Annotated in this window: 18 protein-coding genes; 11 read left to right on the forward strand and 7 right to left on the reverse strand. The window is 51.7% G+C overall.

The annotated features are described in order from the left end of the window. Positions 1–14: 14 nt before the first annotated feature. The 7 genes from P1X16_RS24415 to P1X16_RS24445 form a co-directional block, all read right to left on the reverse strand. On the reverse strand, positions 15–737 hold the full coding sequence (locus P1X16_RS24415; protein ID WP_277234702.1) for an SAM-dependent methyltransferase: 723 nt from the start codon (positions 735–737) through the stop codon (positions 15–17). Between the two features lie 92 nt (positions 738–829). Further along, the gene (locus tag P1X16_RS24420) at positions 830–1,606 is read right to left on the reverse strand and encodes an alpha/beta fold hydrolase (protein ID WP_277234704.1); all 777 of its coding nucleotides are present in this window, start codon (positions 1,604–1,606) and stop codon (positions 830–832) included. Between the two features lie 254 nt (positions 1,607–1,860). Further along, positions 1,861–2,460, reverse strand: a complete 600-nt coding sequence (locus P1X16_RS24425) for a hypothetical protein (protein ID WP_277234706.1) — start codon at positions 2,458–2,460, stop codon at positions 1,861–1,863. 3 nt (positions 2,461–2,463) lie between these two features. Then, a complete protein-coding gene (selD, locus tag P1X16_RS24430; RefSeq protein WP_277234708.1) occupies positions 2,464–3,516 on the reverse strand; it encodes a selenide, water dikinase SelD in 1,053 nt (350 codons plus the stop codon). 38 nt (positions 3,517–3,554) lie between these two features. Beyond that, positions 3,555–3,944 carry a VOC family protein gene (locus P1X16_RS24435; protein ID WP_277234710.1) on the reverse strand — a complete coding sequence of 130 codons (390 nt, stop codon included), beginning with the start codon at positions 3,942–3,944 and terminating at the stop codon, positions 3,555–3,557. Then, positions 3,934–4,992, reverse strand: a complete 1,059-nt coding sequence (gene mnmH, locus P1X16_RS24440; RefSeq protein ID WP_277234712.1) for a tRNA 2-selenouridine(34) synthase MnmH — start codon at positions 4,990–4,992, stop codon at positions 3,934–3,936. Before mnmH ends, P1X16_RS24435 begins: the two co-directional genes overlap by 11 nt. 64 nt (positions 4,993–5,056) lie before the next feature. After that, positions 5,057–5,770, reverse strand: coding sequence for a pyridoxine 5'-phosphate synthase (locus P1X16_RS24445; RefSeq protein WP_277234714.1), 714 nt, complete (start codon positions 5,768–5,770; stop codon positions 5,057–5,059). 345 nt (positions 5,771–6,115) lie between these two features. Here P1X16_RS24445 and P1X16_RS24450 point away from each other — a divergent pair, with 345 nt between their 5' ends. From P1X16_RS24450 to bamA, 11 genes are all read left to right on the forward strand, one after another. Continuing rightward, positions 6,116–6,580 (forward strand): GatB/YqeY domain-containing protein, encoded by a 465-nt coding sequence (locus P1X16_RS24450; RefSeq protein ID WP_277234716.1) that lies wholly within the window; start codon positions 6,116–6,118, stop codon positions 6,578–6,580. A 95-nt stretch (positions 6,581–6,675) separates the two neighbouring features. Beyond that, positions 6,676–7,197 carry a CvpA family protein gene (locus P1X16_RS24455; protein ID WP_277234718.1) on the forward strand — a complete coding sequence of 174 codons (522 nt, stop codon included), beginning with the start codon at positions 6,676–6,678 and terminating at the stop codon, positions 7,195–7,197. 43 nt (positions 7,198–7,240) lie between these two features. After that, on the forward strand, positions 7,241–7,915 hold the full coding sequence (locus tag P1X16_RS24460) for an aminodeoxychorismate/anthranilate synthase component II (protein ID WP_346771264.1): 675 nt from the start codon (positions 7,241–7,243) through the stop codon (positions 7,913–7,915). 3 nt (positions 7,916–7,918) lie between these two features. Then, positions 7,919–8,701 carry an alpha/beta hydrolase gene (locus tag P1X16_RS24465; RefSeq protein WP_277234720.1) on the forward strand — a complete coding sequence of 261 codons (783 nt, stop codon included), beginning with the start codon at positions 7,919–7,921 and terminating at the stop codon, positions 8,699–8,701. A gap of 272 nt (positions 8,702–8,973) precedes the next feature. Continuing rightward, complete coding sequence (locus P1X16_RS24470) at positions 8,974–9,660, forward strand: CBS domain-containing protein (RefSeq protein WP_277234723.1); 687 nt, start codon at positions 8,974–8,976, stop codon at positions 9,658–9,660. Between the two features lie 62 nt (positions 9,661–9,722). Continuing rightward, on the forward strand, positions 9,723–11,135 hold the full coding sequence (locus P1X16_RS24475; RefSeq protein WP_277234725.1) for a POTRA domain-containing protein: 1,413 nt from the start codon (positions 9,723–9,725) through the stop codon (positions 11,133–11,135). Between the two features lie 35 nt (positions 11,136–11,170). Next, positions 11,171–12,064 carry an NAD kinase gene (locus P1X16_RS24480; RefSeq protein WP_277234727.1) on the forward strand — a complete coding sequence of 298 codons (894 nt, stop codon included), beginning with the start codon at positions 11,171–11,173 and terminating at the stop codon, positions 12,062–12,064. 124 nt (positions 12,065–12,188) lie between these two features. Beyond that, the gene (locus tag P1X16_RS24485) at positions 12,189–13,100 is read left to right on the forward strand and encodes a DUF6089 family protein (RefSeq protein ID WP_277234729.1); all 912 of its coding nucleotides are present in this window, start codon (positions 12,189–12,191) and stop codon (positions 13,098–13,100) included. A 39-nt stretch (positions 13,101–13,139) separates the two neighbouring features. Further along, positions 13,140–13,904 carry a DUF6089 family protein gene (locus tag P1X16_RS24490; protein ID WP_277234731.1) on the forward strand — a complete coding sequence of 255 codons (765 nt, stop codon included), beginning with the start codon at positions 13,140–13,142 and terminating at the stop codon, positions 13,902–13,904. Positions 13,905–13,974: 70 nt separating this feature from the next. Further along, the gene (locus tag P1X16_RS24495; protein ID WP_277234733.1) at positions 13,975–14,721 is read left to right on the forward strand and encodes an isoprenyl transferase; all 747 of its coding nucleotides are present in this window, start codon (positions 13,975–13,977) and stop codon (positions 14,719–14,721) included. Positions 14,722–14,736: 15 nt separating this feature from the next. Continuing rightward, on the forward strand, positions 14,737–17,271 hold the full coding sequence (bamA, locus tag P1X16_RS24500; protein ID WP_277234735.1) for an outer membrane protein assembly factor BamA: 2,535 nt from the start codon (positions 14,737–14,739) through the stop codon (positions 17,269–17,271). Positions 17,272–17,306 lie beyond the last annotated feature (35 nt).

Raw genomic sequence — 17,306 nt, forward strand, 5'->3', positions numbered from 1 at the left:
TTACAAGCTTCCAACTATCTACCTACCAGGAATACAGCGGGCTGCTTGTGAATCTCAGGCAGCCCGGCTTTTTTCCAGCCGGCTATGGTATTGGTGCGCACATATTCGTTGGGGGCCGTAAGGCTGGCGGCAATGCACAAGCGAGTAGCCGAATGCAGTTGACTTAGCAGATCTTCCAGCAATTGCATGTTGCGGTACGGCGTTTCGATAAAGAGCTGGGTTTGATGTTGGGCCAGTGCCAGCTTTTCCAACTGTTTGATGGCCGCCGCACGCCGGCTCCGGTCAATGGGCAAGTAGCCATGAAAGGTGAAGCTCTGCCCGTTCATACCCGAAGCCATAAGGGCAAGTAGCAAACTACTGGGTCCTACCAGCGGCACCACACGAACACCGAGGGTATGCGCTGCCCGGGCTAACTCGGCACCTGGGTCGGCAATGCCCGGACAGCCGGCTTCCGAAATAACTCCCGCATCCTGCCCGGCTAGTACCGGCTTCAGGGCCGCCTGTATTTGCGCTTCGGTACTGTCTTTGTCGATAACGCTGATACGCAGGTCCTCGATTACCTGAGTAGGTGCTACACTTTTGATGAAGCGCCGGGCTGTACGAGCATTTTCCACTAAGAAATACGACAGCGCGGCTACGTGCACGGCAATCTGGGGCGGTAGCACCTGCGGCGCCGTCTCGTCGGCCAGAATGGTGGGGATGAGGTAAAGGGTGCCGGGCTTCAAGGTGAAAATCAAGAGTTAAGCATGGAACAATAACCACAGGAACACAGCGCATTATTAGCAATGCGTGTGTGTCCAGCAACGGGTATCTAGAAAGCAAGCACCAGCTAGCTCTTGGCAAATGCTTGCACTAGTTCGAACACTTCGTCTGGCTTTTCGGCGTGTACCCAATGACCAGCGTCGACTATGGTTTCCACTTGTGAGTTGGGAAACAAAGCCGGGATACCATAGAGCTTGTCTTCGGTAGTAACGTAGTCGGACTTGCCGCCGCGGATAAAGAGTGCCGGCTTGAGGAAGGGTGCCGGACCACTAATTTCAGCACCGATAGAGCTTATGTTCTGGGTGAGGGCGCTTAAGTTTTGACGCCAGGCAAAAGAATTATCTTCCTGCCGGTAAAGATTTTTGAGCAGGAACTGCCGTACTCCGGGTTGTGGAATATGAACCGCCAAGGCCTCATCGGCTTGTTGGCGACTTTCAAGTACATGAAGATTCACCGCATTCAGCCCTGCCAAAATCTCGTCTTGATGCGCCATATCAGAAAACCGAGGCGCAATGTCTAACACGATCAGTCGGGCTAGTTGTTCAGGGTGGTCGAGGGCGAAGCGCATGGCTACTTTGCCACCCATGCTATGGCCGAGTAGCGTAGCGTCGGGGCCAAGCTGCAGGCTGTCAAATAACGCAAGCACATCGTCGCTCATCAACTCGTAGGTGTGCTCAGGCGTGTGAAAAGAACGGCCGTGATTGCGCAAATCAACACTTATGACTCGATGCCCTGCGTCGGCCCAACGGCGGGCTAGGGTCTGCCAGTTGTCGAGGGTGCCGAAGAGGCCGTGCAGAATTACTAAAGGAGTACCCTGACCTATTTCGCGATGATGAAGGTGCATAGTTGAAGTAGAAGCAGAAGGAGGGGGCAAAGGTCGGGACTAAGCAGCACATCTGCTCGCAGCCAGCAGCTAGTTTGCTTTGTGACTAGGTAGTTCCAACCTCCATCAGCTCGGTTCTACTGGCTGTCCTATTCAAGATTTTGGCAGATTACTATACTACTACACAAAGGCTGCATACTATTCTAATTACCAGGCTTCAATTTAAAATTCATCAGCCTTGTAGCCTTCATCAACGCAGCGACAGAAGGTTACGATTATGAGCGGACAGTGCAGAAAAGGTACTGACGGGATTCTAGATGTGTGTTGCGCAAGAAGTCGGCTAACGGGTTCAGCTTTAGCAGCAGAGATGTTATAGTAAGTATCTGCCCGCTTTGTAGGTGTAGCTGCACATATTCGTAATTGCTCCAGAACAAGCGCCGGGAAGTACAGCGGGCATAAACCACCTTGTTTATATCGGCTCGGGTGAAAGGTATGCGCTGTCCATCCTGGTATACCTCCAACACGTTTTGCTTAGGTTCGAATAGCAGTTCGGTGTTGTGGTTATGCAAATAGTAGTGCAGATGCAGCAATAAAGCTGGGCCAGCAAACCCCAACACCAGCGCCGAAATCAGTAGTAGCAGTACTAACTCGTAAGTGGATAAAGCGCCTGCAAACAGAAACGACACCAGGAAAGGCAGCCCCACACTCAAACAGAGCAGCGGCCAAAACAGCAGGGCAACTTGCCGCTGAAATGAAACCCGGTACATCTTGCGGCGCCCTCCAAAAATGCCCGTAATGAGTCGTAGCCCCACAATTAGGGCTACGACAACGGCTCCGAACTCCAGTAGAGGCCGCAACAGCGAAACAGTCTTCACTGCTTACCGAACCTGAATCCAGGCTTCGTCGGGCTGGTGGGCACGCAGCACGCCAAAAGGCTCTAGCGCCAACCCATGCTGCTTGAAAACAGCTTGTACTTCCTCTCGGCCAGCAGGCTCGACGCAAACGAGTAAGCCACCCGAGGTTTGCGGATCACAAAGCCAGGCACGCTGCTCGTCGGTGATGGTGCCAATCTTGTGGCCGTAAGAATCCCAGTTGCGGACTGTGCCGCCCGGAATAGCTTTTTGCGCTCGGTACAACTCGGCCTCGGGAATAAGTGGGACGGCACTGAATTCCACTTCGGCCGTGAGGTTGCTGCCTTCACAAACCTCGGAAAGGTGGCCCAGCAAGCCGAATCCGGTTACGTCGGTCATGGCGCGCACGGCGGTCAGCTTGCCTAGGTCAGCGCCTATTTTGTTGAGCTGCATCATGCTGCGCGGAGCAATAGCTTCGTCTTCGGGCCGCAGAATGCCGCGCTTTTGTGCCGTGGTCAACATCCCGACGCCTAAAGGCTTGGTGAGGTACAATTCGCAGCCCGCGGTGGCCGTATCGTTTTGCTTGAGGTTTTCTATGGCCAGCATTCCGGTTACTGCTAGCCCGAAAATAGGCTCCGGCGAATCGATGCTGTGGCCGCCGGCCAGCGGAATGCCCGCTTCTTGGCAGATACTACGGCTGCCTTCGATTACGCGGCGCGCCACTTCAGGGGCCAGCTTATCGATAGGCCAACCTAGCACCGCAATAGCCATAACCGGCCGGCCGCCCATGGCATACACGTCAGAAATGGCATTGGCCGAGGCAATGCGCCCGAAATCATAGGCATCATCGACAATGGGCATGAAGAAGTCGGTGGTGCTGATAATGGCCTGTCCGCCCCCAATGTCGTACACGGCGGCATCGTCGCGGGAAGAGTTGCCAACCAGAAGCTTGTCGTCGTGGGGTTGCGGAATGCTGGTATGCAGAATCTGGTCGAGCACCTTGGGCGCAATTTTGCAGCCGCAGCCAGCTCCGTGGCTGTATTGCGTGAGGCGAATCTGGTCGATGGTTTCAGTAATCATGGGTGGTGTACTAATGAAGTGGCAAATAGGCGCAACAGTTACAGTTCCCAAGCTGCGTGCTGCAACACCACGCGGTACCCATCGGGGTCCTCGAATGTGGTGCCGAGCTGGTCCCAATACGGATTGTAGGCCGGTACTGGCTTGAAACCTGCCACCTCCATACGCTGGACGCAAGCTTGCCAATCGGGTAGGTGTGGTAAGTAGAACACCAGCAGATGGTCTGCGGTTGGCGCCCAACCTACATGGTGGCCGGGTTGGTGCGTGAATTCAAGGTGGTAAGGGGCCTGGGGGTGGCCGAGCATCACCCCATCGAAACCGTTGTGCGCCGTGAAAGAAGCGAGTTCTACTAAGCCTAGTCCGTCGCGGTAGAAGCGCAGTAGCTCCGGCAATTGATCGGTGGGGCGGGCAACGCGCAGCTTAGGTACCACTAGTGGGTGTATTGGAGGGAACAGAAGGAAATAAGTTGGCGTGTTGCACGGCTTCCCTGACCAATTGGGCATTCACGGCGGCGTCGCAGGTGGTAGAGGGTACGCGGATGGCCTTACGGCCCGTAAGACCGTGGTTGTAGGTCTTGTCGTAGTAATCCAGCACCAAGCTCACCATTTTCTCCATGTCATCTTCGCCGATGGCCGATAGCGCCTCTTTGGTAGCCAAGCCACCTAGGCGTTTACGAATTCGCAGGATTGATGTGGCCAGGGCGCCTGGGTCCTCGCGGCCGTACTCTTCGGCCAGCTTGCGTACCCGTACGTCCCGCGGTATTTCCAGCACCACCAGCGGCGCCTCACTCATCTGCCGAAACAGGGGCGGCGGCACATGAATGCCGCCAATCGTGCGGCTTTCGTCTTCCACCCAAACAGGAGTTTCGGTTGAAAGCTGTGCAAGAGCCGCAGCAAGGTCATTTTCGAATTGTTCTTGGGTGGGCTGGGGTGGTAAACCGATGCTGCCAAACGCCGAGCCCTTGTGGCTGGCTAGCCCTTCAAGGTCTGCTACTGGCTCACTTAGGCTAGCCAACTCGTGCAGCACATCGGTTTTGCCAGAGCCCGTAAGGCCACCTAGCACCAGTAGCGGTCGAGGCTCGGCGAACTGAGCCAACACCCACTGCCGATAGTCTTTGTAGCCTTTGTTGAGCAGGTGTACTTTGAAGCCGGCTAGTTCTAGCAGCCACTGCACCGCGCCGCTGCGCATGCCGCCACGCCAGCAATGCACCCGCACTTCTTTGCCAGGAGCTAGCTTGCTGGCCACCTTTACCATCTGGCTCATTTTCGGTCCAAACAAGTCTAAGCCAAGCAACACGGCTTTATCTTGGCTGGCTTGCTTGTACGTGGTGCCGATGCGGGCCCGTTCCTCGTCGGTGAAGAGGGGAAAGTTAAGCGCACCGGGTATGTGGCCCTGGCTATACTCAATAGGAGCACGTACGTCCAAGACGGGCGCATTCTCAGGGCCTTGTAGAAATTCGGGGAGGGGCAAACGGGGCATAGGATCAACAACTAGGGAGTATGAGCAGGAGAGAAGCACATCTTGCTCATGCTTTATTAATCCATTACGCTAATTGGCGACGATAAAGTTGAATCGTGTTTTCGAGGCCCAGGTAAAGCGCATCGCAAACCAGGGCGTGCCCGATGCTCACTTCCGCCAGCCCAGGTAAGTTTTGATGCAGATACGCCAGATTGTCGAGGTCGAGGTCGTGACCAGCATTGACGCCGAGTCCAAGCTGATGCGCCAAATCGGCGGCCGTGCGGTAGGGGAGGAGGGCCGCTGCCGGGTCGTGGTGGTACTGGCGAGCGTAGTCTTCGGTGTACAACTCAATCCGGTCGGTACCGGTGCCAACCGCGGCCTTCACCATTTCCAGGTTCGGATCCAGGAAAATGCTGACCCGGCAACCCAAGGCCTTCAATTCCTGCACAATACCCATCAGATAGATTTGATGATTTACGGTGTCCCAGCCGGCGTTCGATGTAATGGCGTCGGGGGCGTCGGGCACCAGGGTCACTTGCTCCGGGCGTACTTCGCGCACTAGGTTCAGGAAATCGGGAGTTGGATTGCCTTCTATGTTTAGTTCGGTGGTAACAATAGCTTTCAAGTCGCGCACATCCTGGTAGCGGATATGGCGCTCATCGGGCCGCGGATGCACCGTAATGCCTTGCGCTCCAAACCGTTCACAGTCGCGCGCTACTTGCAGGAGGTCAGGGCGGTTATGGCCGCGGGCATTCCGCAGGGTAGCTATTTTATTTATGTTTACGCTAAGCTTGGTCATATAAGGGTGTTTCTGACGAAGTGGCCTTGGAAGAAACCAAAGATACAACTCCGAGCTACGCCCCCTGTTTTTGCAGTTGTTCTCATCACGCCTCCAGCTACCATCAACTCTAGTCATCAACCAATGGCCTATAGTTAGGCTACTGCGCTCCGACTCGGTTTACTTCTGATTTCTACTGAGCCCAAACCGCAGCAAGACCGTACAGCTTCTAGTAAACAGTGCAGCGCGTGGCTGAAGTAGTTTGTACTCTATGCCCTGTCGTACCACCCGCAATTCATGCTTGCCTAAGGCTGCCGTTGCATCACTTAAAAACACGTAATCTTGCATCCTCATTTTTCCTGACTTATGGCTTTAAAAGAAACCATCGACGCCGATATCAAGAAGGCCATGCTGGCCAAAGACAAAACGCGTCTTACCACTCTGCGCAGCATCAAGTCCCAGATCATGTTGGCTGAAACGGCCGAAGGGCAGCACGGCGCAGCCCTCACCTCCGACGCTGAAATTAAGCTCTTAACCAAAGCCGCCAAGCAGCGCCGCGAAGCCGCTGAAACCTATAACAAGCAGTTCCGCTCCGACCTCGAAGAAGTGGAGCTAGCAGAGTTGGCTATTATTGAAGAATACCTGCCCAAGCAGCTTAGCGAAGCCGATCTGGTGGAGCAGCTAGTCGGCATCATCCAGCGCGTAGGCGCCACGGGCCCTTCCGATTTAGGCAAAGTAATGGGCGTAGCAGCCCGCGAGCTTGCTGGCAAAGCCGACGGCCGGATGATTTCGCAAGTGGTAAACAACCTGCTCAATAACACGAATGTGTAAGCAGTGAAGGCGCTAGCATCCACGTTGCCGAAGGGGCACTTTACTGCCTCCCTTACTTCTTGGATACTAGCGCCTTCAGGCTAGCTCCTCTATTTATGTCCGCTTTTGATATTCTGCTGCTGATTCCACTGGGGATAGGCGCTGTGAAAGGCTTTCAGCGGGGACTGGTATTAGAAGTAGCGTCGTTGCTGGCGTTCGTCTTGGGGGCCGTGGGCGGATTAGCTCTTCTCAACGATGCTATTCCGCTGGTGCGTCACTACGTAGGAGAGGCTTTTGGACTGCTGCCACTCGTGGCGTTCTTGCTAGTATTTGCTGCCATTGTGTGGGGCGTGCATTTACTGGGCAGCTTCGTAAAAAAAGCAGTGCATCTCACGCCCTTAGGTGTCCTCGACAACTTGGGTGGTGGCGCGGTCGGCGTACTGAAGTGGGTGCTAGGCTTGAGCCTACTGCTGCACGGAATCGGCTTATCAGGTTTGCAACTCATTTCGCCTACTCTTGTTGCTAGCTCACAGGTATTGCCCGTCGTGCGTCAAGCCACGCCCTTGGCGCTGGAAATTGTCGGCTTCGTTATGCCTTTCGCCAGTACGCTGCTAGCCAAGCTACGCACGGTGTTCTAGCGAATTAAGGGGCATTACGCGAAGTACAAGTTTCTGAATAGCTGTGCAGGAACTCTCCGCCGCTTTACCTGCTTATTTCAGCTACTCTCATATTGCCATGACGCGCCTGCTGCTGCTCGACAACTTCGATTCATTCACCTACAATTTGCTGGATTACTTTCAGCAACTAGGGTGCGAGGTGCAGGTTGTGCGCAATGATGCGCCATTGGAGCAGCTAGAGGAGTTGGAATTCGATGCCCTAGTTTTGTCGCCGGGACCTGGTACGCCGGCTACCGCTGGCAACCTAATGGCTGTCATTGCTGCTTGGCATCAGCGCGTCCCGATGCTCGGAGTGTGCCTAGGGCATCAGGCTCTAGCCGAATTTTTCGGAGCCACCGTTACCCGTGCTGCCCGACCCATGCATGGCAAAGTATCGGAGATGGAAGTGGTAACTAACGAGGGGCTGTTTCATGAGTTGCCGCGGCATGTACCCATCACGCGTTACCATTCACTGGTAGTAAATGATTTGCCTGCTGTGCTGCGGCCTTTGGCTTACACTGCCGATGCCGCCTGCGAAATCATGGCGCTGCGTCATACTACCTTGCCGCTGGTGGGCGTTCAGTTCCACCCCGAGGCGCTGCTCACCACCCACGGGCTCTTGATGCTGCGCAATTGGGTTCGGTATTGTATCATTGTAGAAGAGGGTCCGATGGCGAATACCACATTGGCCACCCACTAAAAGATGGAATTGCAAATCAAAGAACGCAACGAATTTCAGTACGTCGACGAAGGTGCCGGTCCGGTACTGCTGCTGTTGCACGGTCTTTTTGGGGCCCTCAGTAATTGGCAGGATGTAGTAGAGCACTTTCGCTCCGACTACCGCGTTATCATTCCGCTGTTACCTATCTACGACATGCCGCTTACGCAGGCGGGCGTGCCGGGCTTGGTGAAGTACGTAGAGGAATTTGTGGCGGCTATCCATCTAACAGAGCCCTGCACGGTGCTAGGTAATTCGCTAGGGGGCCATGTAGGGCTAGAATACACCCTGCGTAACCCGAAGCGGGTTAACCGGCTGGTACTCACCGGTAGCAGTGGCTTGTTCGAGGATACGATGGGCGGTTCTTTTCCTAAACGTGGCAATTATGGCTACGTGCAGGAGCGAGTGGCCTATACTTTCTACGACCCTGCTGTGGCTACCAAGGAACTGGTGGACGAGGTATTCAACGTTACCAACTCCAATGCCAAGTGCCTACGTATTATTTCTATTGCGAGGTCGGCTCAGCGGCACAACCTCGGCAAAGAGCTAGGTGGTATTCGGGTACCAACCTTATTGGTTTGGGGGCTCAATGATACCATCACTCCGCCAGTGGTAGCGCACGAATTTCACCATCTAATTCGCAATTCCGAGTTGCGTTTTCTCGACCATTGTGGCCATGCCCCCATGATGGAGCGCCCTCAGGAATTTAATGTGTTACTAAGTCAGTTTTTGCTTCGTACCGAGAAGGAAACGGTAGCAGCTAGCTGAGAGTAAGCAGCAGTGCAGAGGAATTGTAGAGGTAGCGTAAACAAAAGCAACCTCTACGGTTTAGGTAGTCTCTTTAGATTACTAGCTGCTCGGTGTACGCCGTTGAAAACTTTTTTGTATATCTGCTGCTTCTCAAACTCCAAGTTTGTTGCTGCTTCGTATTTATTGATGTTGTGGCTTGTTGGTCGCAACTAGGTGTTTCAGTTCTTTCGCAACCCTAACCCGCCCGCCTGGTTTCACTTTAGTCGTATCAAATTCCTCATATCCCGCCGATGCATTCGATGATTGCCGAAGACTTGCTCAACCAGATGATTCCGCCCCTGAAGGTGTCGGATACCGTCGGGAAAGCGGCCAAATGGCTGGAGGAATTCCACGTTGGCCAATTGCCCGTACTCGATAACCGTGCCTACCGCGGGCTAGTCACGGGGGCTGATTTGGCTGATGCTGAACAAGCCGAAAAAAACAATCAACTTTTAAGTGACCTTCCCTTGAGCTTCGCCGATGTGCATGTCCAGCACGATCAGCATTTCTACAGCGTCATGGAAGTTGCCATCCAGAATAAGATTCAACTTGTTCCGGTACTCGACGATCAACGGGAGTACATGGGCGTCGTGACGGTTAGTGACACGTTAGCTGCTTTCGGTCAGCCGCCTATCGCTCCCGGACAAGGAGCCGTGATTGTGCTTTCTATGGAAGAGCGTGACTATTCTCTAGGAACTATTAGCCGGTACATAGAAGAAAACAACGCCAAAGTGCTAAGTGCTCACGTAGCCCAAGACGAGCATGATCCTTATCGTATCCGCCTCACCCTGAAGGTGAATACTCCTTCACTTACTCGTATTGCTGCTACTCTGGAGCGCTTTGGCTATGCCATCACGGCGCAGTTCAATGGCGTAGCCGAGGTAGGAGAAAACGAGCAGGAGCGGTACGATGCATTGCTGAAATACCTAAGCCTGTAAGCGGCAACCGAGTGCACACACGAGCTTTTTTGGTTTGGATAGGGCTGCTTTTGGCTACCACTATGGTTCGTGCCGTTCCTGCGTTGGCCGTGGCTACGCCTCTTGCCAGTAACTGCTCATCCTCCGCCGGCACTCTGCAGGCACTCATAGCATGCCCTGGTTACGCAACCCTCCAAGTGGGTGCCATAGTTTTTGTGGGAAACGAAATAACCAAGGAGCGTACCCTACGAGCAGAACTTGATTTCGCTGAGGGCGACACTTTGCAGGCTGCCACGTTGACAACTCGGATTGAAGCAAACCGCCGCCGCCTCTACAATCTACAGTTGTTTCATCAGGTGCTGTGTGAGGTGGCTTGCCACAACGGCAGCATAACGCTTCTCTTTAGCGTAAAAGAGCGTTGGTACACCTTCCCGGTTCCTATTCTTTCTATTGCTGACCGTAATTTCCGCGCCTGGGCCGACCGCTCCGACCGTTGGCGTCGGGTCGACTACGGTGTGCACCTGACGCGCAGAAACTTTCGAGGACGCAACGAAAACTTGCTGGCTAACCTACAGTTGGGCTTCAACCGCAAATACGAATTGTTCTACGAAGCACCAGGCTATGGTCGGCGCCGCCGAGTAGGCGTGGGGGCAGGCTTTTCATACTACCGAGCCCGAGCCTTGGATTATGCCACAGTCCAGGATAGGCTTGTTACTTTTCGTCCTCAAGATGGTTTTCCAATCGAGCGACGCTACGTTACGGCCGGATTGCGCTGGCGCAAAACGGTACGCTTACTAGCTGCCTTTGATGTTAGCTACCATCAAGAAGCAATTTCGGATTCCGTGAATTACCTTAATCCTGATTACTACCTTGGCCGTGCCCGCCGAGAGTATCTGGACTTTAGCTTAAGTGGTGTACTCAACCAGCGCAATACATTTGCTTACCCTCTCAGCGGTCGTTACTTACAAGCCCAAGTGGTGTTTCGTTGCTTTCTTACAGAGGCTCCTACGCAGCTACTAACACGGGTTCGTTATGCCCGCTATGTACCACTCGGTGGGCAGTTCTACTACAGTGGTGCTGTGCAAGGGCAAATGCGCTTTAGCAAGCGCTTCTCCTACGCCGACAATCGAGCGCTTGGCTACGACGCACTAGTGCGTGGCTACGATCCCTACGTAGTAGACGGTCGGCACTACGCGTTGGTGCAGCAAGGTGTCTCCTATCGCCTCTTCGATGCGGGGCAAGTGCAACTAGATGGGATAACCAATCCCAAGGTCAACACTATTCCGCTCGTACTCTATTTGAATACCTTTATCGATGCAGGTTACGTAAGCACGCCTTCGGTTGTGGCTGGCAACCGGCTACCAAAGCGTTTGCTTGCTTCTGCCGGGGTTGCAATGCATCTGGTAACATACTACGACCGAGTCTTTACCTTGGAATACACCCGTACAGTACGCGGCCAAGGAGGATTCTTTTTCCGTTCCCAATTTCCCATTTGATGTAGCACCTGCTATACGCAGGTTAAGATTCTGTTATGAAAATTGCCATTCTAGGGAAGCCCTTCGACGATGCAAGTTTGCCTTTTGTGCAGAATCTACTTAACGATCTAGCTAGTCGGCAGACAGACATTTTAATAGCCAAGTCTTTCCACGATTATCTAACTCAACGGCTCAACTTGCCTGCTGGCGTTTCCATCTTTACTCGTGACGACTCATTGCGGGGTGTACAGTTCGTTCTCAGCATTGGCGGCGATGGTACCCTGCTCGATACTGTCACTTACGTTGGCAGTCTACAGATACCGATACTTGGTATTCACACAGGACGACTCGGCTTTCTGGCCACTGTTACTCCCGATCGTATTGCACAAGCTATGGATGCTCTCTTCAAAGGCCATTTCGTCTTGGAGGACCGTAGCTTAATCCGAGTGGAAACCGATCCTGATGCTTTTGGGGGCATCAATTTCGGACTCAATGAGTTCAGTATCCTGAAACGAGATACCTCTTCAATGATTGTAGTCCACACCTACATTGATGGGGAATACTTGAACTCTTATTGGGCCGATGGCTTGGTTGTAGCTACCCCAACTGGTTCTACCGGTTACTCCTTGAGCTGTGGTGGACCGGTAATGCTACCGCAGACAAACAATTTCATCATTGCTCCCGTATGCCCTCACAATCTCAACGTGCGTCCTATTATCGTATCGGACCGCAGCGTGATTTCGTTTGAGATTGAAGGGAGAAGCAATCAGTTTTTGCTTTCCCTTGATTCACGTTCAGTAGCAGTCGATGCGGGGGTTCAAATTGCAGTTAGACGAGAGAGCTTTTCTGTACGCTTAGTAAAATTCAATCATGTTAATTTCCTAAGTACGCTGCGAAGCAAGTTAAACTGGGGTTTGGATCGGCGAAATCCGGCTGGAATTCCAGTTTGATAGATATACTTTCTCTTCTATTTGTTTTTTTAGTTCCCTATATCTTCTACTTTTGTTGCTGACTGTTACTGTGTTTCCTTCAGATCAGACCCTCCGGTTCGCTATTACTAACTTTCGCTCCAATATGAAGCAGTTTTTCAATTACACTCTTACGTTATTGTTAGCTTCGCTGCTAGCGGCACCTGCGGCGGATGCGCAACAGTTCACGAAGCGGAAGCAGTACAATTCAGTCGGCGTAACGCTGACAGCTATGAACTATTTTGGTGATATTACCCCTAAGCCTAGCATTCCAAGCTTACGTTTTGGCGCTACTCGCCCCAACCTTGGCGTTACATTCACTCACCGCTTTACCCCTCGTATCTCTGGTCGCGGAGGTCTAAGCTACGGCCGTATTACGGGCAGTGATGTCAAGGCTGCTGACCAGAGTGATTCTGATGCTAAATATCGGTATAACCGCAATATGAATTTCCGAAACGATATTGCTGAACTCTCCGCAGTAGCTATTTTTGATCTGATTCCTAATCGGAATAATTACATCAAACGTCCGGACTTTGTACCTTATATATTTGCTGGATTAGCAGGATATGCTGGTAATCCCAAAGGCGAAGTGACTGATGACAATTCTCAGAATTTGGAGAAAGGCAGCTACATTGCGTTACAGCCTCTTAAAACAGAAGGAGTATCTTATAATAGAGCTGGTATTGCAATACCATTTGGTATTGGAGCACGTTATAAGCTCAATAAGAGTTTTGACCTAGGGTTTGAAATTGGTTTCCGGAAGACCTTTAATGATTACCTTGACGACGTAAGTACAAAATATGTGGTTAGTAAAAGTGCCCTCAACGCTGGCGCTGCTCAATACTTTGGTTGGGACATCACAGGTGGTGGTACAGCTGGATTAGACGGCACTTGGTTGGAAACAAATCAATCTGGTTATCAACGTGGAAAAGACGACGAGGATGATTGGTATGTTCAAGCTGGATTTACGCTCAACTACATTCTCGCTCCGCGCGTTAAAAGCCCCAAATTCCGCTAACCAGTCCGTGCTGGTTGGCATTCATTCACAACCAGTATAATGACGAAAGCGAATCTCTCCAAAACACTCCTTGTTTGCTTGGCGCAAACAGGGAGTGTTTTTTTTGCTCATTCAGTGTCAGCCCAATACACCAGCGAAATTGGAGTGGGCTTGGGTGGACTTGTCTATAAAGGCGAATTATCGCCGAGCTATCAATTCAAGAATAATCGTCCGGCTATTACAGCCTTTTATCGCAGAGATATTTCTGCTCCTATTACGCTGCGGGGGGCGCTGGTAGCAGGACTACTACGGGCTGATGACGGAAACGTAAAAGGAGACAATGGGAACGTGCCTCCGCTGCAAGCATATCGCCAAGCCAATATGAAGGGTAGCCTGTATGAGGCGTCAGCGGTGTTGGAGTACAACTTCTTTGACTATCATTACCGCAAGGCGAAAATACACTTCACCCCATATGTCTTTTTTGGATTAGCTGGTTTTCTGGCTAGCACCACGACGGCCACTGATAATGCTGCATTGCCTTCTCTCAATCAGAAAGGAAATATGCTTGGAATTGCTGTGCCCGCAGGCTTCGGTTTCAAGTACGCCTTATCTAACCGCTGGAACTTAGGGCTGGAGGCTGGCGCTCGTAAAGCCTTTACCGATAAGCTCGATCATATTGATGGAAAGAGCAACGGGCAGACCGATGTGGTAGGTAATCCGCATGACCAAGACTGGTATTTTTTTAACGGATTTACTATATCCTATACCTTTTACAAGATAAACTGCCCACCTCAATACAAGGAGAATCCTAAGCTCCTTCGGTAGATAGCCGGATTGGACAGGTTGGAATGCAACCATTTGCGTAACTTGCAGCCTCTTTACGCAAAAAGTATCCATGGCCATCCGGTCCGAAATTGACCCAAAGAATATTCCTGCTCACGTTGCCGTGATTATGGATGGTAATGGCCGTTGGGCCAAGCAGAAGGGCGGGCTCCGCATCTTCGGGCACCAGAGCGCCATTACCGCCGTACGCGAAACCGTAGAAGTTGCCGCCGAAATGGGGGTACGCTACCTCACGCTCTATGCTTTCTCCACTGAAAACTGGTCGAGGCCAGCGCATGAGGTGACAGCACTGATGCAATTGCTGGTACACACTATTCGGAAGGAGACGCCTACACTATTAAAGAATAGTATTCGTTTACAAGCTATAGGTCAAATCGAAAGCTTGCCAAATTCTTGTCAGCGTGAATTGGCGGAAGCAATAGAGCTAACCAAAGCAGGTTCCCGAATGACGCTAGTGCTGGCGCTTAGCTATAGCGGCCGTTGGGATTTAGCGCAGGCTGCCCGGCGTATGGCTACGGATGTGGCAGCTGGTCAACTACGTGCTGAGGACGTTCAGGAGAGCACTGTTGCGAAGTATTTGGCTACGGCAGGTATGCCTGATCCAGAGTTGCTAATTCGTACCAGTGGGGAACAGCGCATTAGCAACTTCTTGCTGTGGCAGCTAGCATATACTGAACTGTATATAACTGATCTATTGTGGCCTGATTTCCGCCGGGCTCATTTTGAAGAGGCCGTGCAGGCGTACCAACGCCGAGAGCGGCGTTTTGGGAAAACGAGTGAGCAGCTAACCGTTTCGTAAGGTTTCAACAGCAGAATGAATTTATCTTTGAACACACTGGGTCGAGTAGCGGCCATAGTTCTAACCCTAGGTGTAGTAGCGCCCTTGACAGGAGTGGCTCAAACGGCCGCTCCTGCAGCGACTGGCGACGAGCCTAAGCGCTACGAATTGGGAGGTATCACGGTTAGTGGTGCCCGCTACCTAGATACTAATACCCTGATTGGCTTAACTGGTTTGCGGGTAGGCGACCCTATTTCGGTGCCTGGCGAAGAAATAGGTAAGGCTATCCGCAAAGTATGGGAACAAGGTATCCTGGGTGATGTGAGCGTTTCTATCACACGCATCGATGGGAACCGTATTTTTCTGGATTTTAACCTAAAAGAGCGTCCTCGGCTGTCAAAGTTCGAGTTTACGGGCATTGGTAAAAGCCAGGCAGATGACCTCAAAAACAAGATTAAGCTGATTCGGGGCAAGGTAGTAACGGACGCGCTGCTGAGTAATACGAGTACTCAGGTTCGGAAGTTCTACACCAATAAGGGTTTCCTGGATGCTAAAGTAAACATCACGCAAGTACCCGACTCTAGCTTGTCGAACAGCGTAGTGCTGAAGATCAATGTAGATAAAGGAGGGAAAAGCAAGATTCGGGAAATTGCCTTTGAAGGCAACGAAGCTTTCAAGGACAGCAAGCTGAAAGGCAAATTCAAGAAGACTAAGGAAAAGAAATTTCCTAAATTCTTGAACTCCGGAAAATTCCAGCGGGTGGAGTTTGAGGAGGATAAGAACAAGCTTATCGAGTTCTACAACTCGCAAGGTTACCGAGATGCGGTGGTGGTATCGGATTCACTTATTCGCAATGGGGAAAACTTAGCCTTGCGCATTCGGGTGGATGAAGGTCCTAAGTACTACTTCCGCAATATCACGTGGGCCGGTAACTACTTGTACGACGACAAAACGCTGGCATCGGTACTTGGTATCAAGGAGGGGAGCGTGTACAGCAAGGAAACGCTGGACAAGCGCCTCAATTATAACCCAACAGGCCAGGATATTACTTCGCTCTACATGAACGACGGATACCTGTTCTTCTCGATTGACCCAGTAGAAACTAAGGTAGAAGGCGACTCTATCGATATCGAGATGCGCCTCACCGAAGGAGTGCAGGCTCGGATCAAGGAAGTGAATATTGCAGGTAACACTAAAACTACCGACCACGTGTTGCGCCGGGAGTTGCGGACGCTACCAGGCGACAAATTCAACCGCGAACTACTCATCCGTTCGCAGCGCGAGATATCTACCTTGGGTTACTTTGACCCCGAGAAAGTAGGTATCAACCCAGTGCCTAACCAGGCAGACGGTACAGTTGATATCAATTACACTGTAGTAGAGAAACCGTCCGACCAAATTACTCTTTCGGGTGGCTGGGGCGGTTATGCAGGCTTTATTGGAACGGTTGGTCTGGTGTTTAACAACTTCTCGTTGCGCAAAGCCAAGGACTTTCGTAACTGGACGCCGGTACCAGCTGGCGACGGGCAGCGTATCTCATTGAACGTGCAAGCCAATGGTCTTCAGTACCAAGCGTACTCGTTCTCCTTCACCGAGCCATGGCTTGGCGGTCGTAAGCCCAATTCGTTTTCCTTTAGCTTAAATCGAACTATTAGCCGTGGTTATGGTACTAGTAGATTCGATATCAGTAATAGCGGTTACCTCAAAAGCAATAGTGCTTCTATTAGCTTAGGAAGACGTTTACGTTGGCCAGATGATTACTTCACGCTGAGCAATTCATTATCAGCGACGCAGTATATAGTAAAGGATTATCCTTATTTTCAAAACTTTCAGAACGGAACTGCCACTAACATCACGCTGAATACTACGCTGTCTCGCAACAGTATTGATAATCCTACATTCACAAGAAGAGGATCTTCACTATCGTTGAGCGTAAACCTTACGCCGCCTTATTCAGTGTTTAAAACTGGCGCGCCTTTAAATACAAGCCAGTGGGTTGAATTTCATAAATGGATGTTTGACGCATCCTGGTTTACGCCTGTTGTAGGTAAGTTGGTACTTAACACAAGGGCTCACTTCGGATTTATTGGCACTTATAAGAGCAGCAACCAAATCGGGCCTTTTGAAAGGTTTAAGCTCGGAGGATCCGGGTTAGGGGCTGGTGGCAGCCAGAATTTCTTGGTTGGAACTGAGTACATAGGTTTACGTGGTTATGCCGACCCTGGAGACCAAAACTCTATACCTACAGCGCGAACAGAACAAAACGGTGGTGCCGTCTATAATAAGTATGTGATGGAACTGCGTTATCCTGTGTCGCTGAACCCTGCAGCAACGGTTTATGTTCTTAGTTTCGCAGAGGCTGGCAATGCTTTCGATAGCTACACGGACTATAGCCCTTATAAGCTATATCGCTCAGCCGGGGTTGGAGCTCGTATTTTCATGTCGGCATTTGGTTTGCTAGGGTTTGACTTCGGTCGCGCCTTTGATGTGATTCCTCGCAACGCAGGCAATGCGAACACTCCTCAGGACCGCAACCAATTCCACTTCATCATCGGCCAGCAAATCCGCTAAGTGCGAGAGGCGCCGGTCGGCTTTATCACTTGCTG

The organism is Hymenobacter sp. YC55 (assembly GCF_029433095.1).
Lineage (GTDB): Bacteria > Bacteroidota > Bacteroidia > Cytophagales > Hymenobacteraceae > Hymenobacter.